This is a genomic window from Barnesiella sp. An55 (genome assembly GCF_002161555.1).
Taxonomy (GTDB): Bacteria; Bacteroidota; Bacteroidia; order Bacteroidales; family Barnesiellaceae; genus Barnesiella; species Barnesiella merdipullorum.
Genome location: NZ_NFHZ01000002.1, coordinates 64,934 through 85,264, shown reverse-complemented (window position 1 = coordinate 85,264; position 20,331 = coordinate 64,934). Strand labels below are relative to the sequence as shown.

Here is a 20,331-nt window from a genome sequence, read left to right as displayed (position 1 = left end):
AATGAAACAGGATAATCCAAATGAAATATTAAACGACGTTACCGCTAACGAGTATAAATACGGTTTCGTAACCGATATCGAGACCGATATTATTCCCAAAGGACTGAGCGAGGATATCATCCGGCATATCTCGCAGAAGAAGGGCGAGCCCGAGTGGCTGCTCGAGTTCCGGCTCAAGGCCTATGCCTACTGGAAAACCCTCGAGATGCCTCACTGGGCACACTTGACTATCCCCGAGATCGACTACCAGGCCATCAGCTACTATGCCGCTCCCAAGACCAAGCAGGCTCCCAAGAGCCTCGAGGAGGTAGATCCCGAGCTGCGCAAGACCTTCGACAAGCTGGGCATCTCGCTCGAGGAGCAGATGAAGCTCTCGGGGATAGCGGTCGATGCCGTGATGGACAGTGTGTCGGTGCGCACCACCTTCAAGGAGAAGTTGGCCGAGCTGGGTGTCATCTTTTGCTCCTTCAGCGAAGCGGTGAAAGACTACCCCGATTTGGTGAAACGCTACCTGGGTTCGGTTGTGTCGTATCGCGACAACTTCTTTGCCGCGCTCAATTCGGCCGTCTTCAGCGACGGGTCGTTTGTCTATATACCCAAGGGGGTACGTTGCCCCATGGAGCTCTCGACCTACTTCCGCATCAATGCCGCCAATACCGGCCAGTTTGAACGCACACTCATCGTGGCCGACGACGACAGCTACGTGAGCTACCTCGAGGGGTGTACGGCTCCCATGCGCGACGAGAACCAACTGCACGCCGCCATCGTCGAGATTGTGGTGCACGACCGTGCCGAGGTGAAATACTCGACCGTGCAGAACTGGTATCCCGGCGACAAGGAGGGGAAAGGCGGTATCTACAACTTTGTTACCAAGCGAGGCATGTGCAAGGGCGACCACTCGAAGCTGTCGTGGACTCAGGTCGAGACCGGTTCGGCCATCACCTGGAAATACCCCAGTTGCGTACTGGCCGGAGACCATTCGGTGGGCGAATTCTACTCGGTGGCCGTGACCAACAACTACCAACAGGCCGACACGGGAACCAAGATGATACACATCGGCAAGAATACGCGCAGTACCATCGTGTCGAAGGGTATCTCGGCCGGCCGCAGCCAAAACAGCTACCGGGGCCTCGTCAAGGTTTTGCCCGGTGCCGAGAATGCCCGCAACTTTACCCAGTGCGACAGCCTGTTGCTCAGCTCCGACTGCGGTGCGCACACCTTCCCCTATATGGATATCCAGAACGACACGGCCATCGTAGAGCACGAGGCTACCACTTCGAAGATCAACGAAGACCAAATCTTCTACTGCAACCAGCGGGGCATCCCCACCGAAGACGCCGTGGGCCTTATCGTCAACGGCTATGCCAAGGAGGTGATGAACAAGTTGCCCATGGAGTTTGCCGTAGAGGCTCAGAAACTGTTGCAGATATCGCTCGAGGGGTCGGTGGGATAATAGTCCTGCGCCAACTCATCCGAGGGGTGAGGACAGTATATTGAAAAAGAAAAAAATAAAATCAGATATCTATGTTGAAGATTACAGACTTACATGCCAGTATCAATGGCAAAGAGATATTGAAAGGAATCAACCTCGTGGTAAAACCGGGTGAGGTTCATGCCATCATGGGGCCCAACGGCTCGGGCAAGAGTACCCTGTCGGCCGTACTTACCGGTCACCCCGCTTATGAGGTTACTCGCGGTTCGGTCGAGTTTTATGGCAAAGACCTGTTGGCCCTCTCGCCCGAAGACCGTTCGCACGAAGGTCTCTTCCTGAGCTTTCAGTACCCGGTCGAAATCCCGGGCGTGAGTATGGTCAATTTCATGCGCACGGCGGTGAACGAACAGCGCAAGTACCGCGGTCTCGAGCCCCTCTCGGCTACCGACTTCCTGAAGCTCATGCGCGAGAAGCGCGCGATTGTCGAGCTCGACAACAAACTGGCCAGCCGCTCGGTCAACGAAGGATTCTCGGGTGGTGAGAAAAAACGCAACGAGATTTTCCAGATGGCCATGCTGGAGCCCCGCCTCTCGATTCTCGACGAGACCGACAGTGGTCTCGACATCGACGCCCTGCGCATCGTGGCCGGGGGTGTGAACAAACTGAAGAGCGAGAAGAACGCGACAATCGTCATCACTCACTACCAGCGGTTGCTCGACTACATCGCCCCCGATTTCGTACACGTGCTCTACAAGGGCCGCATCGTGAAATCGGGTGGACCCGAACTGGCGCTGGAGCTCGAGGAGCGTGGCTATGACTGGATTAAAAAAGAGTTGGGCGAAATTTAAGAGAGCGTTATGAGTGCAGTACAGCAATATATAGATTTATATCATTCGCAGCAGAATTTGATTGCGGACCATTCGTCGCCGGTGATGAACGCCCTGCGCGACGAGGCGGTAGCGCTGCTCGAGAGCCGGGGCCTGCCCACGCTCAAGGACGAGGAGTTCCGCCGCACCGATATCGAATCCCTCTATGCCCCCGACTATGGTTTGAATCTGGGGCGGGTCAATATCGAAATCAATCCCTATGAAGTGTTTCGTTGCGATGTGCCCAACTTGAGCACGTTGCTCTATTTTGTGGTAAACGATACCTTCTATGCCCAGGCTCAGCCGGCCGCAGGCAAGCTGCCCGAGGGGGTTCTTGCCGGCAGCCTTTGCGAGATGGCGAAACAATATCCCCAACTGGTGGCCCGCTACTATGGCCGGGCCGCCGATATGAAACGCGACGGCACGGTGGCGCTCAACACCGCCTTTGCCCAGGACGGGTTCTTCCTCTATATCCCCGACGGGGTGGTGGTCGAGAAGCCCATCCAGCTGGTGAATATCCTGCGGGGTAATGTCGATTTCATGGTCAACCGCCGGTTGCTCATCGTAGTGGGCAAGGGGGCACAGGCCAAACTGCTGGTGTGCGACCACTCTGACGAGTCGTCGGTGCGGTTCCTCGCCTCGCAGGTGTGCGAGATTTTTGTTGACGACGATGCCGTGTTCGACTACTACGACATGGAAGAGTCGTCGGAGAACACGGCAAAGGTTGCCTCGGTGTTTGTGCGCCAGGGGGCCCGGTCGAATGTGTTGGTCAACGGTATTGTGTTGCACAACGGGGTGACCCGCAGCAACTACTACTCGACCTTCGACGGCGAGCACGCCGAACTGTCGCTCTGCGGCATGGGCATTGTCGATAAGGAGCAGTCGGTTGATACCTATACGTTTATCGACCATGCCGTTTCGCACTGCCACAGCAACGAGCTGTTCAAGTATGTACTCAACGATTCGGCCCGCGGCTCGTTCTGCGGACGGATACTGGTGCGGCACGGGGCGCAGAAGACCGAGGCCTACCAGGGCAACAAGAACCTGTGTGCTTCGCCTCAGGCCAAGATGTACACCAAACCTCAGCTCGAGATTTATGCCGACGACGTGAAGTGCAGCCACGGTGCCACCGTAGGACAGCTCGACCAGAATGCTCTGTTCTATATGCGCTCGCGCGGTATCCCCGAGGCCGAGGCCCGCATGTTGTTGATGTTTGCCTTTACCAACGATGTGATTGAGCAGGTGCGTCTCGACGCCCTCAAAGACCGGTTGCGTCAGTTGGTCGAGAAACGGTTCCGTGGCGAGCTGGCCAAGTGCTCGGGTTGCCAGGCGTGCCGATAAGAAAACGAAAAAAGAGAAAGGAGTGCCACTATGTTGGATATCGAGAAGATAAGAGAAGATTTCCCTATATTGAAACGGGAGGTATCGGGGCGCCCGCTGGTCTATCTGGACAACGCCGCTACCTCGCAGACTCCCCGTTGCGTGGTCGATCACATTGCCGATACCTATTATCGGGTCAATGCCAACGTGCATCGCGGGGTACATACCCTCAGCCAGGAGGCTACCGATGCTCATGAGGCGGCCCGTCGTCGGGTGCAGCAGTTTATCGGGGCCGCTTCGCCTGCCGAGATTGTCTTTACGCGGGGGACGACCGAAGCCATCAATCTGGTGGCCTCGTCGTTTGGTGACGAGTTTCTGCACGACGGCGACGAGGTAATACTCACCGTGATGGAACACCACGCCAACATCGTGCCGTGGCAGCTTTTGCAACGCCGACGCAAAATCGTGTTGCGGGTCGTACCCATCGACGAGCGGGGCGAACTCAAACTCGATGTCTATAAGCAACTCTTCAACGAGCACACCCGTCTGGTGTGTGTGGCTCATGTATCCAACGTGCTGGGCACCATCAACCCGGTGCGCGAGATGATTGCCTATGCCCATGCCCAAGGGGTGCCGGTGCTGGTCGATGGAGCCCAGGCGATACCTCACCTGCGGGTGAATGTGCAGGATCTCGATGCCGATTTTTACGCCTTCTCGCCCCACAAGGTATATGGCCCCACGGGAGTTGGCATACTCTATGGCAAGGAGAAGTGGCTCGATGCCATACCGCCTTACCAGGGTGGCGGCGAGATGATTGCTCATGTCGATTTCTCGGGTACTACCTTTGGTGAGTTGCCCTTCAAGTTCGAGGCCGGTACTCCCGACTATGTGGGAACGGCCGCATTTGCCTCGGCACTCGACTATGTCGATGGCATAGGGCTGGAGGTTATTGCCGCTCACGAGAATGAACTGTTGCGATATACCACGGCTCAAATGGAGCAGATCGAGGGGATGCGCATCTTCGGCACTTCGCCGCACAAGAGTTCGGTCATCTCGTTTCTGGTCGATGGAATCCACCACTACGACATGGGCATGTTGCTCGACAAGCTTGGCGTAGCCGTGCGCACGGGGCACCATTGCGCTCAACCGCTCATGGCCTCGCTCGGTATCGAGGGCACGGTGCGGGTGTCTTTTGCCGTCTATAATACCCGGGCCGAGGCCGACGCCTTTATCGCAGCCTTGCAACGGGTTGTGAAAATGTTTCGATAAGAGTTTTATTTAGAATACACAGGATAATCACCGGGATTCTGAGGCGGCCGCAGGTTGCCTCAGAATCGTTTTTTACCCTTGAGGAAATAGTCTATCGTGATGTTTCGCTGCGTCTCGGGGAACCGCCCCAGCAGGTTCTCCTTGGGATAGCGGGTATATTTCCGGCGCATTTTGCGGAAGTCGTTGTGTGCTCGCAGAATGGCACGGGCGTGAGGTATCTGCCCCAGGGCGACGAACCGCACAAAGGCCAGTGTGTCGTAGAGCCGGCGGATGAACAGAATCTTTTTCCCCTCCTGCTTGGGCAGGTTTTTATGGAGCATGAGCAGATTGTTGCGGAAGTTGAGGTAGGTCTTCTTGGGATTGGCTGCATCGAGCGAAGCTCCGCCCTGGTGATGTACCCGGCTTTGCGGTATCACGGCAATGCGGTATCCGGCCAGATGGATGCGCCAGCAAAGGTCAATCTCTTCCATGTGGGCGAAGAAGCTCGGGTCGAGTCCGCCCACCTCGCGGTAAACGGCCGTGCGCACAAAGAGGGCGGCACCGCTGGCCCAGAAGATATCGAGTGTGTCGTCATACTGCCCGTTGTCGATTTCGACCGTGCCGAACAGACGTCCCCGACAGAAGGGATACCCGTAGCGGTCGATAAAGCCGCCGGCGGCTCCGGCATATTCAAACTTCTCGGGCTCCTGCAAGGCCCGTATTTTGGGCTGGCAAGCTGCCACGTCGGGGTGACTCTCGGCATATTCAAGCAACGGTTCGAGCCAGTGAGGTGTTACCTCGACATCCGAGTTAAGCAACACGGCATATTCATAATCCAGTGTGTCGAGAGCCCGGTTGTATCCCTCGGCAAAACCGTAGTTACGGGGGAAGAGCAGGGTGCGCACCTGGGGAAACTCCTGGGCGAGAACCTCGACCGAGTTGTCGTCCGACCCGTTATCGACCACGACGACATCGGCCAGATGGGCCGGGGTGTGGGCACAGACCGAGGGGAGGAAACGGCGCAGCAATGCGGCTCCGTTCCAGTTGAGTATGACGACGGCGACTTTCTTTTCCATATCAGGTATTGGGGAAATTTTCGTGTTTGTATTTCCAGCGCTTGTGGGTCCATAGCCAGGCCCAGGGGGTGCGCAGGATAGTCTTTTCCATGAGGGCCGTATAGCGGTCGGTAATCTCGAACTCGGGCAGCTCGTTGGGATGCAGCGCCACCTCGCGGATGGTCGCTTTGTAGTACCCGCGTTTCACCACTTCGACATCGAAATAGAGCACGGCAAAGTCGGTTTTGCGGGCAATCTTTTCGTAGCCGGTGAGCACGGGCGAGTCTTGCGAGAGGAATCGGGCCCAGTGGTGGATATTGGTCGGCGAGGGAGTCTGGTCCGACATGAACCCCGTGATCGAGGGCCGCCCCGAGTTCTTCAAGCGCAGGATGGCTCGCAAGGTATCTTTCTTGGCTATGCAGATGGATCCGAAGCGGGAGCGCAGTTTCAGGAAGAAGCGGTCGAACCACTCGTTGTTGAGCGGGCGGTATATCTGACCAAAGATAGCCTCGGGGTGTTTCATCCACAGGGTGATGGAGGGCACCCACTCCCAGTTGCCGAAGTGCCCCAGCAGGATGATGATAGAGCGCTTCTGATCGAAGAGACGGTCGATGATGTCGGTCTGCTCGAATACCATGCGCCTGCGCATCTCTCCGTCGGAGATGTGCAGGAGTTTTATCGTCTCTACGATGTAGTCGCAGAAGTGGCGGTAGAATTTCTTTTCGAGTTGTTTCAGCTCCTTTTCGCTCTTGTCGGGGAAGGAGTTGCGCATATTCTCCAGTACCAGCTTGCGGCGGTAGTGCACCACATAGTAGAGCGGGTAGTACAGGATATCGGCCAGCACATAGAGCAGCGGTAGCGGCAGCAGGGCGTGCAACTTGAACCACAGGTAGAGCGGCGAATAGATGATATTTTGCAGCGTCTCTTTTTTCATAATTGCACACATAATTATATTTCGGTGGCGATAAGTGCGTCGCCCGCCTCGTTGAAGTCGCCCAGTTTTACGGGACGGCAGGTGTTGACCCACTCTTTGCGATAGGGCATCTCTACCCGTATGTAGTTATCGGTGAAGCCATGCATGGGAGCGCCCTTGCGCGGTTGCTCAAACAGCACGGGCCGCGTGGTTCCCTGGAACCGGGTGTAGAAGTCGTGCACCTTGCGTTCCGATATCTCGAGCATGCGCCGGCAACGCTCGTGCCGCTCGGGAATGGGGACTACCGGCTCTATCTTCAAGGCCTGGGTACCGGGTCGTTCGGAATAGGTGAATACGTGCAGTTGCGAGATGTCGAGCCCCTCGACAAACCGTCGGCTCTCTTCAAACAACTCTTCGGTTTCGCCCCGTACGCCCGTGATGAGATCGACCCCGATGAAAGCGTCGGGGATGAGCCGTCGTATGGTGTCGATCTTGTGGGCAAACAGTTGCGTGTCGTAGTGGCGGTGCATCAGTTTCAACACCGTGTCGCTGCCCGATTGCAGGGGGATGTGGAAGTGGGGAGCAAACCGTTTCGACTCGGCCACGAAGGCAATAATCTCATCGGTGAGCAGATTGGGCTCGATCGACGAGATGCGGTAGTGGGCAATACCCTCGACCTGGTCGAGCGAGCGGATGAGGTCGAGAAATGTTTCGCCTGTCTGTTTGCCGAAATCGCCTATGTTCACTCCGGTAATGACAATCTCCTTGCCGCCGGCCGCCGCAACTTCGCGGGCTTGAGCCGTGAGTTGTTCGATGGTGCCGCTTCGGCTGCGCCCCCGGGCAAAGGGTATGGTGCAGTAGGTGCAGAAGTAGTCGCAGCCATCCTGTACCTTGAGGAAGTAGCGGGTGCGGTCTCCTCGCGAGCACGAGGGTGAGAACTTGCGGATGTCGCGCGTAGGCGTGGTGACGATGTGTCCCGTCTCCTGCTTGTGCAGGTTGCCCAGGTATTGCAGGATGTCGAGCTTCTGTTCGGCCCCCAGAACCAGGTCCACGTCGGGGATATGGGCAATCTCCTCGGGCTTGAGCTGGGCATAGCAGCCCGTCACCACGATAAAGGCCTGCGGATTTTGCCTGGCAATCTTGCGGATGGTTTGCCGGCATTTCTTGTCGGCCAGTTCGGTAACCGAGCAGGTGTTGATTACGCAGATGTCGGCTTTCTCGCCGGGGCGCACCTTGCGTATGCCATTCTCGGCAAGCGTCTTCCCTATGGTCGAGGTCTCGGCAAAATTGAGTTTGCAGCCCAGGGTATAATAGGCTGCGGTCTTATCTTGAAAAGTATGGATGTCTATCATAATCGGTGGGTCGAAATAACCAATATAGGCGACAAAGTTACGCATTTCGTTTAAAAATGTCTCACCCTCCTATTCTAATAGTTGTGTAAGAATGAATGATTTTACAAACAAAGTCGTATATTTGCGAACAATCTGTTTAAATTAGGGATATGATTTCTGAAAATTTCATCAAGATCTATGAGTCGAGTTTTCGTGAAAACTGGGACTTGCCGGCCTTGACCGATTATAGCGAGCAACACACCTATACCTATCAGGACGTGGCGCGCGAAATTGCCAAACTGCACATCCTGTTCCGTCATTGCCAGATAAGAAGGGGCGACAAAATCGCTCTTGTGGGGAAGAATACCCCTAACTGGTGCATTGCCTTCATGGCGACAGTCACCTATGGAGCTATTCTGGTACCCATCCTGCAGGAGTTCAATCCACACGATATACACCACATTATCAATCATTCCGACTCGGTGATGCTCTTCGTGGGCGATAATATCTGGGAGAATATCGAGATGGAGAAACTGCCCGAGGTGCGTGCCGCCATTTCGCTGCAAGACTTCTCGTGCCTCGTGCAACGCGACGGCGAGGAGATAGCCCGGTGCCTGCGCGACATGAAGCGCCGCTTCAAGAATACCTATCCCAACGGCTTCTCCCGCGACGACATCCGGTATGCCGATCTCGACAACGACAAGGTGATTCTTATCAACTATACCTCGGGAACCACGGGATTCAGCAAAGGGGTGATGCTCACGGGCAACAACCTGGCCGGGAATGTGATGTTCGGTATCCGTTCGCATCTGCACTACAAGGGCAGCAAGTGTATCTCGTTCCTGCCGTTGGCTCATGCCTACGGGTGTGCCTTTGACTTGTTGGTACCCTTGGCCGTGGGCACACACATCACGCTGTTGGGCAAGATACCCTCGCCCAAGATTCTGCTGAAGGCTCTCGAGGAGGTGCGTCCCAACCTGATTATATGTGTACCGCTCATTCTCGAGAAGATTTACAAGAAACAGATACAACCTCTGCTCAACAAGACTCCCATGCGTTGGGCCTTGAATATACCTATCCTCGACACCCGCATCTACGGGCAGGTGCGTAAGAAACTCATCGATGCCTTTGGCGGTCGGTTCGAAGAGGTAATCGTGGGTGGGGCGCCTATCAACCACGAGGTAGAGACCTTCCTGCACAAGATCAAGTTCCCCTTTACCGTGGGCTATGGCATGACCGAGTGCGCACCGCTGGTGAGCTACACGTCGCATCGCGAGTTTCGTCCCGGCTCGGCCGGTCGCACCCTGTTTGGCTATGTCGAGACCAAGATCGATTCGCTCGATCCCGAAAATATTCCCGGCGAAATATGCGTGCGGGGTGAACATGTGATGAAGGGCTACTATAAAAACGAAGAGGCCACCAAAGCCGTGCTCGACGAGGACGGTTGGCTGCACACGGGCGACATGGGTACCATGACCCCCGACGGAACCATCTATATCAAGGGACGCAGCAAGACGATGATTCTCACCTCAAACGGGCAGAATATCTATCCCGAGGAGATTGAGGCGAAGCTCAACAATATGCCTTTTGTCATGGAGAGCCTCGTGGTCGAGCGCGACGGCAAGCTGATTGCTTTGGTCTGCCCCGACTATGAAGCGATGGACAGCTACGGGGTCTCTAACCACGATTTGCCCATGGCTATGGAAGAGGTTCGGGGAAATCTCAATAAAATGTTGGCTCCGTATGAACAAATCACCCGTATTCAGCTCTATCCGAACGAGTTTGAGAAGACTCCGAAACGGAGCATAAAACGGTATTTATATGATCATTGAGCTTTTTTGGGGGGATTTTTGACAGAAAAATCAAAATATTCTGAAAAAAAAATAAGATAATGAGTACAACATATAAAAAGAATATATACCTTTGTAGCGTTTTTGAAGCAAAAAAATATTGTTTTATCTTTAATTTGAAGGAAATGAAAAAGTTAGTTTTGTTCTTCGCTGTTGCATTTGCAATGTCTTTCGCTTCTTGTGGCAATAAAGCCGCTGAGTCTACCGATGCTGCTAATGATAGCACTACTGTTGTAACAACTCCTGCTGCTGAGGAGGATTCTATCACGACTGCTACTCCTGATTCTCTGGAGAAAGATTCAGCTAACGCTGAAGCAGCTGCTCCTGCCGCTGAAGTAAAATAATCTACAGCAAAGATTAAAGAATTGGGGCTATCCCTCTAGGAGGGTTAGCTCTTTTTTTTTGTTTGAACGGCAAGGGTAATAACAAAGTTTAACATTTACTCTTGAGGAAAGAGCAGCTTGATGATTTGGATGGTTACCTGCTTGAGGTTCTCGGCCGCAATGTGAGGTTGAAGAGCTCTTTTGAGCGGCATGGCAGCCGATTGTATGCAAAATATACCCCTGAATCCAGCCTCCAGGAGCAAGTCTTGATCTTCTATTGCTCCACCCAGGGCAATGACTGGTATTCTCTTTTCGCGAGCCAATCGCAATATTCCTAAGGGGGCTTTACCCATAAGTGTCTGTCGGTCGATTTTCCCTTCGCCGGTAAAGATGAGGTCAGCCCCGTTGATGAGCCGGTCGAATTGCAGAATCTCCAGCACGGTTTCGATACCCGGCTTGAGGGTGGCGTGCAAGAAAGCCAGGCAGGCAGCTCCCAGTCCGCCGGCTGCTCCGGCTCCCGGTACATCGGCAATCTCCTCTCCCATAAACTTTTTTACACAGCAGGCAAATTGTTTCAGCCCGTTGTCGAGCGTGACCACTTCATGGGGTGTTGCCCCTTTTTGTGGAGCGAATACAAAGGCGGCTCCCGTGGGGCCAAAGAGTGGATTATCGACATCGCAGATGATGGTGAAGTCGCATTCCTGCAATAGCCTATTCATGCCTGAGGTATCGATGGCGTCGAGGTCGTTGAGCGATTCTCCACCCGGTTTCAACTCGTTCCCATCCCGGTCGAGGAATCGGCAACCCAGTGCCTCGAGCATCCCCTTGCCGGCATCGTTGGTAGCACTGCCTCCAATACCCAGTATCACCTGTCGGCATCCCCGGTTGCAGGCGTCGGCAATGAGTTGGCCGGTGCCATAACTGGTGGTCACGAGCGGGTTGTGCTCTTGCTGCGATAGCAGGGTGAGTCCGCTGGCCGAGGCCATATCGATGATGGCCGTAGTGCCCTGTGCCGTGTTGACCAGTCCGTATGAGGCCGATATCTGTCGCATGAGCGGGTCGTTTACCAGGCAGGTCACATATTTGCCGCCAAGGGCTTCGACCAGAGTCTCCATGGTGCCTTCGCCACCGTCGGCCACAGGCACTTTCACGACTTTGGCATCGGGCAGGGCCGTGTGTATGCCGGCCTCGATGGCCGCGGCCACCTGAGAAGCCGAGAGGGAATCTTTGAACGAATCGGGTGCTACGACAATCTTTTTCATGAAAGCAGCATGAACTTGATATACGCAAGTAATCCCGGCTATTTAATACCGAGCTACCGGGTTGTGAGGTATAATTTGAAATAGGTCTTTTGATTATCGGGTTCCGCCACAATCGGTTGCCCTGTGGTGGAAGACGAGTCGTTTGCCCGGGACGAGCGTATCTACTCTCCCTTCGGCAAATGCTTCGTAGCCGTTGATAAACGTACGCTCGATTGAGGCCGGGAAGGTGTGGCCCTCGAAAGGCGACCAGCCACATTTCGACAAGATGTTTTCCCGGGTTACCGTGTAGGGCTTGTGCGGATTGACCACGACAATGTCGGCATAATACCCGGGGCGCAGGTAGCCCCGACGGTCTATGTGGTAGAGCTGGGCCGGAGCATGACACATCTTGGTGACTACCAGTTCGAGCGGGAACTCGTCCCGTTGTGCCAGTTCGAGCATGAGTTGCAGCGAGTGTTGCACGAGGGGCCCCCCCGATGCGGCTTTGAGGCATGAGCCCTGTTTCTCGCTCCACAGGTGCGGGGCATGGTCGGTAGCCACCACGTCGAGCCGGCCGTTGCGCAGGGCTTCGAGCAGAGCTTTGCGGTCTCCACAGGTTTTGACGGCAGGGTTCCATTTGATGCGGTTGCCATATTGGGCATAGTCGTTGTCGTCGAACCACAAGTGGTGCACACACACCTCGCCGGTAATGCGTTTTTGGGAGAGGGGCGCCGAGTCGAGCAGTGACATTTCGCGGGCGGTCGAGAGGTGCAGCAGGTGCAGTCGGGTGCCATATTGCGAGGCCAGTTCGGCAGCTCGCGACGAGGAGGCATAACAAGCCTCGGCACTACGTATCAAGGGGTGGAAGAAGATGGACAGATTCTCGCCAAAGCGTTGGGTGTAGTATTTTTTGTTGGCCTGTATGATACTCTCCTCTTCGCAGTGGACGGCAATGAGGGCGGGTATCTCGGCAAAGATTCGGCGCAAGACACTCTCGTTATCGACGAGCATGTTGCCGGTCGATGAACCCATGAAGATTTTCACCCCGCACACTTGCGAGAAATCGACTTGCTCGAGCACCTCGAAGTTGTCGTTGGTAGCCCCGATATAGAACGAATAGTTGGCTGGCGACACTTGGGCGGCCCGCTCGTATTTCCAGTCGAGGGCTTCGAGCGTGGTGGTTTGGGGTATCGTGTTGGGCATATCCATGAACGAGGTGACACCCCCGGCAACGGCAGCTACCGATTCGGTAGCTATCTCGGCCTTGTGGGTAAGTCCCGGTTCTCTGAAGTGTACCTGGTCGTCGATGACTCCAGGCAATACCCATTTGCCCGTAGCATCGATGATGCGGCAAGCGGTGGCCTCTATCTGTTCGGGCAACGGGCCCCGAATGACTACTTCGATAAATTCGCCGTCGATGACAATCGAGCCTGTGAATTGCTCGCCGTCGTTTATGATAGTTCCGTTTTTGATAATCGTTTTGCCCATGACCATACTGTTTTTAGAGGTGTTGTGCCGTTGGTGACTTTATCGTTTGGGATACTTGCGGAACCAGCTGCCTATTTTCAGTCTGATGACTCCGAATACGGCTTCGCCAAAGATGCTGCTGTTCATTTTGCTTTCGCCCAATACGCGGTTGATAAATATGATAGGCACCTCTTTGATGGTGAATCCGCATTTGTAGGTGGTAAATTTCATCTCGATTTGGAAGGCGTAGCCCTTGAATCGAATCGAGTCGAGACCGATGGTTTCGAGTACCCGGCGACGGTAGCAGACAAATCCGGCAGTCGTGTCGTGTATCTTCATACCGGTGATGAACCGCACATATTTCGAGGCGAAATAAGACATCATCACCCGTCCCATGGGCCAGTTTACCACATTGACCCCGGTTACATAGCGCGAGCCTATGGACATGTCGGCACCCCCGGTTTTGCAGGCGGCCAGCAGTTTCATCAGGTCTTGCGGGTTGTGGGAGAAGTCGGCATCCATCTCGAAAATATATTCATATTGGCGAGCAATGGCCCATTTGAACCCGGCGATATAGGCGGTGCCCAATCCCTGTTTCCCGGCTCTCTCGAGCAGATGGAGGGCTCCGGGAAATTGTTTTTGCAGCGAGCGCACAATGTCGGCGGTACCGTCGGGTGAGCTGTCGTCGATGATGAGAATATGAAACTGGCGGGGCAGCTCGAATACGGCATGGATGATTGCAGCGATATTCTCCTTCTCGTTATAGGTGGGAATGAGAACGATACACTCTGATCTCGAAGGGGCAGTAGGGTCCATATAGATATCTTGTTTTGTTCTGATGCCAATTGTGCAGGCGAGCGCGAGACTCGTCGCTTTTATTCTTACAAATATAGCGAAAGTAAAGAGCAAAAAACAAGCTCGATTAAGTTTTTTTGTGGTATGTCAATTCAAGTGGCCATGCCGGCATATCGTCACAAATAGAGCGCCGGGGAACTGCTCACGTATTTGCAGGGCCAATTCTGTATTCCCCCTTGTGTTGTAGGGCAAAATGTTTCCGCTTGTTATTTAGGTTCGATGCCGTGGCGTTTGAAGGCAAGTCGATCCTCGTCGGCAAACGGGATGTAGTGTACGGGTATGGGGGTATTGCGTTCGCCCAGGTAGTATCGTTTCTCCAGGTGGAACGAGGGGCTCACGAGCGAGAGGCTGTCGTTGCGATAGTCGGTTTCGATGCCGCCGATGGCCAGCAGCGTGTGAAAGACAACCCGCGAGTCGAAGGGGGTTGTGTGCTGTTGCCGGGCTTGTTGCACCTCGAGAGGAAACTGTTTTTCGTATTGGGGCGAGAACCACAGGATAAACGGCACGTGCAACTGGTAATAAGTGGGGACAGGTGAGGCGTGGAGGAATCGGTCTCGGTCGTCGTCGAGCAGATCTTCGCCGTGGTCCGATAGGTAAAGCATGGCCGCTGTTTTTCCGGTGCGGCTCAGCCTGTCGATTATTTGGTCGAGCAACCGGTCGGTAGCTACAATCGAGTTGTCATAGGCGTTGATCATGGCCTGCCGGTCTTTGCGCTTGATTTCGCTGATGCGGTCGGGGGTAAATGTTCGGTATTTGTCGCTGTAACGTTCGCAATAGTTGAAGTGCGACCCGTAGGTGTGCAGCACGATGAGTTGTTTGGTAGCCCCCTTGTTGAGCAACGAATCGACTATCGGCAGCATGGCGTCGTCGTGCAGGTGCGGTTTGTTTTTGGGGGCCATCAGGTAGAGCGTGCAGTCGGCCTCGTCGGCAAAGAAGTCGGTAAACGAGCCATTGCGCAACTGATTGGATATGAATGCGGTGCGAAATCCTGCCTGTTTAAAGGCGGTGATGAGGCTTTTTTGCTGGTAGATTTGGTTGAAGTCGAGGGCGTCGGCGGGGCAGAGCATCAGGGGTACGCTCTTGTGGGTAGCGTTGATTTGAGTGAGCACGTCGTCGAAGTGGATGACCTCGGGGCGGGCACTGAGCCGGGGAGTGGTGTTGCGTTCATAACCATACAGGCCCCAGTTCCCGGCGCGGGCTGTTTCGCCGATGACAAGGATATAGACCTCGGGCTCTTTCGAGTCGCGCGACGAGGTGGCGCGGTAGTCAAAGTCGCGTGAGGTGCGGGTGTAATTCTTGGCCGCCTTCCAGCTGCTTATGGCAAACCGGGCGTTGTTGAAGACGTTGATGGGGTAGAGGTTGTCGAGTCGGGCCCGGTGTGGAGCCTGGCGGTGAGCCGGGGTATAGACAAGCAGTCCGCTCCCGAGCAGAATCATGGCCATCATAAAGGCCCGCTTTTGGAAGAGCGGCGAGAGGGAGTCGGGCCGGCGTATGGAATAGACGGCCAGAGCTAGTGCCGGCAGATATAGCAGAAAAACTCCCACGACGGCCGGAGCCAATTTATCGAGCAGTTCAATGGCCTCGCCGCTGTTGGTGGTGAACATGTTGAGGAACATGTCGGAGGCGATGATGGAGTTGCCAAAGAGGTAGAGCAGCACCAACTGGAAGGCTCCGATGAAATGCAGCGGGAAGAGAGCCCAGAACGTGATGCCCGGTTTGCGCGAGAGGTTCAGTAGCAGCAGGTAGAGAGCACCCGGTATGAGGATATACGCAATCTTGAAAAGCCAGGGCAGATGCTCGGTGAAACAGAGGAATATATTGGGCACCAGCATCACCAGCAGAAAAATCCCGAAGATGCGTTTTTGCGTGAATAGTCGATTAAAATGCTTCATTGATGTTGAATAAAAATCCCGATTGTCCTTTCTTGCCAAATCCATAATCGAGTCGCAGGTTGACCCGGTTTTTAAATTCCCAGCGGTAGCCTATGCCATAGTTGGGCAGGGTGTGCCCCCAGTCGAAACGAGAGAACGAGGGGAACACATTGCCGGCTCCTATCCAGATGGCAATACCGTTTCGCCGCCAGATGTGCTGGCGCAGTTCCAGCTGGGCCTCGATGAGGCTTTTGTCGCGGTAGCGCCCTTCGTAGTATCCCCGCATGCGGGTCGAGCCCCCCAGTGAGGCAAGCATGTTCCAGGGCACGTTGCCATAGTTGAATTCGCCGTGCAGGTCGAAGGCGAGGATGGCCCCTTTCCAGGCCCGCTGGTAGAAGTCGAAGATGAAGGCGGTGCGGGTAAAACTCTGTTTGTTACCGAGAACTCGGGGAAAGAATCGTTGTCGCACGTTGAAATAGACCCCTCGGGCAGCATTGGGGATGAAGTCGCGGCTGTCGTAGGTGAGGGTGAGTCCCAGACTGGTGCTGATGACTTCGTGAGGTTCGCCGTTGAGCAGGGCCGGTTTGGTAAAGTCGGAGCCTTTCACCCAGTTGAAACCGGTGGAGATACCCCCATAGAGATCTTTGTGAAGGCGGGCCATCCAGTCGATGCGCAAGATGGTCTCGAGCCGGTTGTAGCTGCTCTTGTTGTCGTTGTTGTTGCCGTTGTCGTAACCGATTCCCCAGAAATCGCTGGGGAAGGTGTAGAGGTAGAAGTCGTAGTCGATGCGGTATTTGTTTTCGGGAAAGATGTTGTTGCCCTTGACCCCGATGAGCAGGAACCCTGTGGTGGTAGCATCGCCATAAATCGATACGTTGGAGAGTTGTGTGAGCGAGTCGCGACGCATGCGGTAGGTGCCCGAGGCCACGATGCCCAGCCCCAGTTTGGTGGTCGATGAGTAGTGCGGACCGCCGATGATACCGAAATCGAACTTTTTGTCGGGGTGTGGCTCGTTGGAGTCGTTGAAATATTTCACGACCTTCTGTACGAGGTTCAGTTTTTTGGGGGCCACCTCCTGGGTGGGAAAACTGTCGGTCGAAGCTATTACGGCAGTGCTGTCGTTTTCGGTCAATACCTGAGCCTTCGTGGAGCATACTCCTGCGGCGAGGTACCCGAGACAGAGAAGCGAATATCGTGCGAATAGTTTCATATATAGTTTTGGTTTAGGTCTCTCACGAGTTGGGCTGCAAATGTATATTTTCTGGTGATAACCACCTAATTGCTTTTTATTCAACTTGTTAAGTTTTGTATAAAATTCCCTTTTCACGAAGCTGTCGAAAAGTCGCATCTTCGAGGCGGTTCAAATCGGGTTTTCAGATAATAACAAATTACGGCTCAGAAGGTTCTGCCGTGACATAATTTAGATAAAAAGTCTTTTGAATCGTGTAGGACGATAGAGAGGAGGGGAAAATATTTTTGGTATTTTTGTGACAAAAGGAAATGAATTAATAAGTTTCAACAGAAGTATGAATTATTTGTTACAACTCTTGAAATATGCTATTTTTGTTGGACAAAAAAATATCAAAAGTTTATGAGTATATTGAAATCGGGAAAGCCGGTGGGATTGGCCTGCGACCACGCCGGGTATGAGATGAAACAAGTTGTGATGCAAGAGCTTGATGCTCGGGGTATTGCCTATAAGGACTTTGGAACCTACTCGACCGAAAGTTGCGATTATCCCGATTTCGCTCATCCGTTGGCTGTGGCCGTGGAGCAGGGCGAGTGCTATCCGGGTATTGCTATCTGTGGCAGCGGCAACGGCATAAACATGACGCTCAACAAGCATCAGGGTATTCGTGCGGCTTTGTGCTGGACCGAGGAGATTGCTTCGTTGGCCCGTCAGCACAACGATGCCAACGTGCTGGTGATGCCGGGCCGTTTCATCTCGGCCGACTTGTGCCGCCGTCTGGTCGATATCTTCTTGAATACCGATTTCGAAGGTGGCCGTCACCAACGTCGCATCGACAAGATTCCGGTAGGAAAATAAGAAAGTTTTTTTGCGGTTACCACTCCACCACGACCGATACGTCGCGAATGTCGCCGGGAATGGGAGGTTTCTCTTTTGTCACGACGAGTTTGCCGCCCGTAATCGTGGGGTATTGTCGTGTGATGGCATCGATGATGCGGCCTGCTACATGCTCGAGCAGACGGGAGGGGCGAGCCATTTCGTCGGCAATGACGCGACAGATGTCGGCATAGTTGACCGTGTCGGTCAGTTCGTCCGAGGTCAGCGCCCGGGTGAAGTCGGTATAGAGCGTCGCCTCGACTCTGAAGTAGTTGCCCGCCTTTTGTTCTTGCGGCAAGACACCATGGTATGCATAGAAGCGCATGGAGCCTATGTGTATCGCTGTTTTCATGTGAAAGATTTATCTGGGAACAAAGGTAATGAAAAGAGCCGACAGGCCAATGCCGCGATGCGCACATGTTTTGGGGTCAGACCGGTGTGTGCGTTAGAGCCATAAGTCGGCCTACGCGAGTCGCCGATAGCTTGTAATAGACGATGCCTACGAGATCGGCAATGAACCACCCGATGGGAATCGACCACCAGATGCCGGTCACCCCCACGGCCGGCAGAGTAGCCAAAGCGTAGGAGAGGGCTACACGGGTACCCAGCGAAAGCACGGTGAGGATGACCGACATGCCCGGCATCCGCACCGACCGATAGTAGCCGTAGAGAAGGAAGAGGATGCCGATGAGGGCATAGAACGCCCCTTCGATGCGCAGGTATTGGGCCCCGATGCGCAGGATTTCCGTTTCGTAGGGCTTGACAAAGATGAGCATGAGCGGCTCGGCAAAGAGGAATATCAGCAGTGACACCGTGAGAGAGAAGAGGCAGCTGATGAGCAAGGCTTGACGTATGCCCCGGCGTATGCGCTGTCGCTTGTGGGCTCCGAAATTCTGGGCGACAAAGGTCGAGAAGGCATTGCCAAACTCCTGCACGGGCATATAGGCAAAGGCATCGATTTTGACGGCGGCGGCAAAGGCGGCCATCACCACGGTGCCGAAACTGTTGACCAGTCCCTGTACCAGCAGAATGCCCAGATTCATGACCGACTGTTGCACGCAGGTGAGTGTCGAGAAGGCGGTAATCTCCTTGACCGTAGTGCGGTCGAAGTAAATATCTTTTCGGTGTATCCGCAGTTCGGGCCGTTTGCGGTAGGTATAGACGGCAATTCCTATGGCGGCCGAGCCCTGGGCTATGACGGTTGCCGCTGCGGCTCCCTGTATGCCCCAGTGGAGCGACAGGATAAAGAGCAGGTCGAGCAGAATATTGAGTACGACCGACAGCGAGAGAAACCACAGCGGAGTGACCGAGTCGCCCACGGCGCGCAGCAGAGCGGCATAGAAATTATAGATAAAGGTAAAGAGTATTCCCCAAAAGATAATCCACAGATAGTCGTGCATGAGCGGATAGACCTCGGACGGTACTTGCAGAAATCGCAGTATGGGGTCGAGGGCAAGAAATGCAACCACGTTGAGTAGCACCGTGATGGAAAGAATCAGGGTAAACGACACATACGAACTGTGACGAAGTGCCTCCAGGTTGCCGGCCCCGTATTGTTGCGAAAAGACGGTGCTGCTACCCAGCGAGAGGCCCAGCAGAATGGAGCAGAGAAAGACCATGAGTGTGTAGGCCGATCCCACGGCCGCCAGTGCCTCGGGGCCGACAAACTGCCCTACGATGAGGGTATCGGCTATGTTGTAGCACTGCTGCAACAGGGCTCCGGCCATCATGGGGAGGGTAAATTTCAGTAGGGTCCCGGTGATGCCTCCTTCGGTCAGGTTCAGGTGCTGCGACAACATAAGCTCTGGGTGCTAAAGATGCGCAAAGGTACAAAGAATAATAGGATGTAGCCTGGCCGAAACCATTCAAAAATTTCTTTTTATCTACATTCCCGGGAGCCGGACCCGTAAAATATTATCACCTCTTTTTGCAATGATTATCAGACCCGGCATGTATATTTCGGGAGATTCTTTCTATTTTTGCAAGAGTTGTAAAAATAGACTCTGACCTCGGCTGGCGCAACTTGAATGGTTTGCATCGCCTTTGTGAGACCAAGAATATAAGATACAGATATGGCAAAGGATAATACTTTTTCGGGTATGGCGCATAATGCGCTCACCGCAGAGACGACAATCGTAGGCAAGATTGTTTCGCAAAAAGATATTCGCATCGACGGTACGCTCAAGGGGCAGCTGGAGTGCCAGGGAAAAGTCGTGATTGGCGAGACCGGTCAGGTAATTGGCGATATCGTGGCTGTGAATGCCGAGGTCGTGGGCCGGGTAGAGGGCAACGTGACGGTAGCCGAGATGCTGGTCTTGAAGGCGACTTCGTCGCTCGAGGGCGATGTCGAGGCCCATCGGCTGGCTATAGAACCGGGCGCCGTGTTGAATGGAAAGTGCACCATGCGACGCTCGTCCGACGAGGACGCTCAGGCTTGAGGCTCGGTTGTGACAATCGAGTGCCGTTGAGCAAAACCGGCCGCAGGGTGTTAAAC

The 20,331-nt window shown here is 54.3% G+C and carries 18 protein-coding genes; 8 read left to right on the top strand and 10 right to left on the bottom strand.

All coding sequences use genetic code 11. The features are described from left to right. The first annotated feature begins 1 nt into the window (after position 1). From sufB to B5G10_RS01570, 4 genes are all read left to right on the top strand, one after another. The gene (gene sufB / locus B5G10_RS01585) at positions 2-1,453 is read left to right on the top strand and encodes a Fe-S cluster assembly protein SufB (RefSeq protein ID WP_087423022.1); all 1,452 of its coding nucleotides are present in this window, start codon (positions 2-4) and stop codon (positions 1,451-1,453) included. A 71-nt stretch (positions 1,454-1,524) separates the two neighbouring features. Next, positions 1,525-2,280: a Fe-S cluster assembly ATPase SufC gene (sufC, locus tag B5G10_RS01580; RefSeq protein WP_087423021.1), complete on the top strand. Its 756-nt coding sequence runs from the start codon at positions 1,525-1,527 to the stop codon at positions 2,278-2,280. Positions 2,281-2,289: 9 nt separating this feature from the next. Continuing rightward, complete coding sequence (sufD, locus tag B5G10_RS01575; RefSeq protein ID WP_087423020.1) at positions 2,290-3,639, top strand: Fe-S cluster assembly protein SufD; 1,350 nt, start codon at positions 2,290-2,292, stop codon at positions 3,637-3,639. 33 nt (positions 3,640-3,672) lie between these two features. Further along, complete coding sequence (locus B5G10_RS01570; protein ID WP_162612473.1) at positions 3,673-4,887, top strand: cysteine desulfurase; 1,215 nt, start codon at positions 3,673-3,675, stop codon at positions 4,885-4,887. 59 nt (positions 4,888-4,946) lie between these two features. On the opposite strand, the gene B5G10_RS01565 is transcribed toward B5G10_RS01570, so the two are convergent. Genes B5G10_RS01565 through mtaB form a run of 3 tightly spaced genes read right to left on the bottom strand, consistent with a single transcriptional unit; the run spans position 4,947 to position 8,186 of the window. Continuing rightward, positions 4,947-5,942 carry a glycosyltransferase family 2 protein gene (locus B5G10_RS01565; RefSeq protein WP_087423018.1) on the bottom strand — a complete coding sequence of 332 codons (996 nt, stop codon included), beginning with the start codon at positions 5,940-5,942 and terminating at the stop codon, positions 4,947-4,949. Position 5,943: 1 nt separating this feature from the next. Beyond that, entirely contained in the window at positions 5,944-6,855 is a 912-nt protein-coding gene (locus tag B5G10_RS01560; RefSeq protein ID WP_087423017.1) for a lysophospholipid acyltransferase family protein, read from the bottom strand. A gap of 14 nt (positions 6,856-6,869) precedes the next feature. Then, positions 6,870-8,186 (bottom strand): tRNA (N(6)-L-threonylcarbamoyladenosine(37)-C(2))-methylthiotransferase MtaB, encoded by a 1,317-nt coding sequence (gene mtaB, locus B5G10_RS01555; protein WP_087423161.1) that lies wholly within the window; start codon positions 8,184-8,186, stop codon positions 6,870-6,872. 149 nt (positions 8,187-8,335) lie between these two features. Between mtaB and B5G10_RS01550 the strand changes: the two genes are divergently transcribed. Both B5G10_RS01550 and B5G10_RS01545 read left to right on the top strand, forming a co-directional pair. Continuing rightward, positions 8,336-9,997, top strand: a complete 1,662-nt coding sequence (locus B5G10_RS01550; RefSeq protein WP_087423016.1) for an AMP-binding protein — start codon at positions 8,336-8,338, stop codon at positions 9,995-9,997. A gap of 59 nt (positions 9,998-10,056) precedes the next feature. After that, entirely contained in the window at positions 10,057-10,359 is a 303-nt protein-coding gene (locus B5G10_RS01545) for a hypothetical protein (protein WP_241147698.1), read from the top strand. Between the two features lie 95 nt (positions 10,360-10,454). Here B5G10_RS01545 and B5G10_RS01540 read toward each other — a convergent pair whose 3' ends face one another. From B5G10_RS01540 to B5G10_RS01520, 5 genes are all read right to left on the bottom strand, one after another. Continuing rightward, positions 10,455-11,600, bottom strand: coding sequence for a glycerate kinase (locus B5G10_RS01540; protein ID WP_087423015.1), 1,146 nt, complete (start codon positions 11,598-11,600; stop codon positions 10,455-10,457). Between the two features lie 93 nt (positions 11,601-11,693). Further along, on the bottom strand, positions 11,694-13,067 hold the full coding sequence (locus B5G10_RS01535; RefSeq protein WP_087423159.1) for a dihydroorotase: 1,374 nt from the start codon (positions 13,065-13,067) through the stop codon (positions 11,694-11,696). Positions 13,068-13,106: 39 nt separating this feature from the next. Further along, positions 13,107-13,862: a polyprenol monophosphomannose synthase gene (locus B5G10_RS01530; protein ID WP_087423014.1), complete on the bottom strand. Its 756-nt coding sequence runs from the start codon at positions 13,860-13,862 to the stop codon at positions 13,107-13,109. Positions 13,863-14,107: 245 nt separating this feature from the next. Next, complete coding sequence (locus B5G10_RS01525; protein WP_158098756.1) at positions 14,108-15,793, bottom strand: phosphoethanolamine transferase; 1,686 nt, start codon at positions 15,791-15,793, stop codon at positions 14,108-14,110. Next, positions 15,780-16,982, bottom strand: a complete 1,203-nt coding sequence (locus tag B5G10_RS01520; RefSeq protein ID WP_087423012.1) for a BamA/TamA family outer membrane protein — start codon at positions 16,980-16,982, stop codon at positions 15,780-15,782. The genes B5G10_RS01525 and B5G10_RS01520 overlap by 14 nt, the downstream gene beginning before the upstream one ends. 381 nt (positions 16,983-17,363) lie before the next feature. Here B5G10_RS01520 and rpiB point away from each other — a divergent pair, with 381 nt between their 5' ends. Continuing rightward, positions 17,364-17,819, top strand: coding sequence for a ribose 5-phosphate isomerase B (rpiB, locus tag B5G10_RS01515; RefSeq protein ID WP_087423011.1), 456 nt, complete (start codon positions 17,364-17,366; stop codon positions 17,817-17,819). A 16-nt stretch (positions 17,820-17,835) separates the two neighbouring features. On the opposite strand, the gene folB is transcribed toward rpiB, so the two are convergent. Then, positions 17,836-18,189: a dihydroneopterin aldolase gene (gene folB, locus B5G10_RS01510; RefSeq protein ID WP_087423010.1), complete on the bottom strand. Its 354-nt coding sequence runs from the start codon at positions 18,187-18,189 to the stop codon at positions 17,836-17,838. Between the two features lie 76 nt (positions 18,190-18,265). Then, positions 18,266-19,636 carry an MATE family efflux transporter gene (locus B5G10_RS01505; RefSeq protein WP_087423009.1) on the bottom strand — a complete coding sequence of 457 codons (1,371 nt, stop codon included), beginning with the start codon at positions 19,634-19,636 and terminating at the stop codon, positions 18,266-18,268. A gap of 273 nt (positions 19,637-19,909) precedes the next feature. Here B5G10_RS01505 and B5G10_RS01500 point away from each other — a divergent pair, with 273 nt between their 5' ends. After that, positions 19,910-20,275, top strand: a complete 366-nt coding sequence (locus B5G10_RS01500; protein WP_087423008.1) for a polymer-forming cytoskeletal protein — start codon at positions 19,910-19,912, stop codon at positions 20,273-20,275. Positions 20,276-20,331 lie beyond the last annotated feature (56 nt).

Coding starts and splice junctions, on each gene's coding strand:
- folB (WP_087423010.1), bottom strand. CDS start 18,189: ATGAAAACAGCGATACACATAGGCTCCATGCGCTTCTATGCATACCAT.
- B5G10_RS01500 (WP_087423008.1), top strand. CDS start 19,910: ATGGCAAAGGATAATACTTTTTCGGGTATGGCGCATAATGCGCTCACC.
- B5G10_RS01505 (WP_087423009.1), bottom strand. CDS start 19,636: ATGTTGTCGCAGCACCTGAACCTGACCGAAGGAGGCATCACCGGGACC.
- mtaB (WP_087423161.1), bottom strand. CDS start 8,186: ATGATAGACATCCATACTTTTCAAGATAAGACCGCAGCCTATTATACC.
- B5G10_RS01520 (WP_087423012.1), bottom strand. CDS start 16,982: ATGAAACTATTCGCACGATATTCGCTTCTCTGTCTCGGGTACCTCGCC.
- B5G10_RS01535 (WP_087423159.1), bottom strand. CDS start 13,067: ATGGGCAAAACGATTATCAAAAACGGAACTATCATAAACGACGGCGAG.
- sufD (WP_087423020.1), top strand. CDS start 2,290: ATGAGTGCAGTACAGCAATATATAGATTTATATCATTCGCAGCAGAAT.
- B5G10_RS01545 (WP_241147698.1), top strand. CDS start 10,057: ATGAGTACAACATATAAAAAGAATATATACCTTTGTAGCGTTTTTGAA.
- B5G10_RS01560 (WP_087423017.1), bottom strand. CDS start 6,855: ATGAAAAAAGAGACGCTGCAAAATATCATCTATTCGCCGCTCTACCTG.
- sufB (WP_087423022.1), top strand. CDS start 2: ATGAAACAGGATAATCCAAATGAAATATTAAACGACGTTACCGCTAAC.
- sufC (WP_087423021.1), top strand. CDS start 1,525: ATGTTGAAGATTACAGACTTACATGCCAGTATCAATGGCAAAGAGATA.
- B5G10_RS01550 (WP_087423016.1), top strand. CDS start 8,336: ATGATTTCTGAAAATTTCATCAAGATCTATGAGTCGAGTTTTCGTGAA.
- rpiB (WP_087423011.1), top strand. CDS start 17,364: ATGAGTATATTGAAATCGGGAAAGCCGGTGGGATTGGCCTGCGACCAC.
- B5G10_RS01525 (WP_158098756.1), bottom strand. CDS start 15,793: ATGAAGCATTTTAATCGACTATTCACGCAAAAACGCATCTTCGGGATT.
- B5G10_RS01565 (WP_087423018.1), bottom strand. CDS start 5,942: ATGGAAAAGAAAGTCGCCGTCGTCATACTCAACTGGAACGGAGCCGCA.
- B5G10_RS01530 (WP_087423014.1), bottom strand. CDS start 13,862: ATGGACCCTACTGCCCCTTCGAGATCAGAGTGTATCGTTCTCATTCCC.
- B5G10_RS01540 (WP_087423015.1), bottom strand. CDS start 11,600: ATGAAAAAGATTGTCGTAGCACCCGATTCGTTCAAAGATTCCCTCTCG.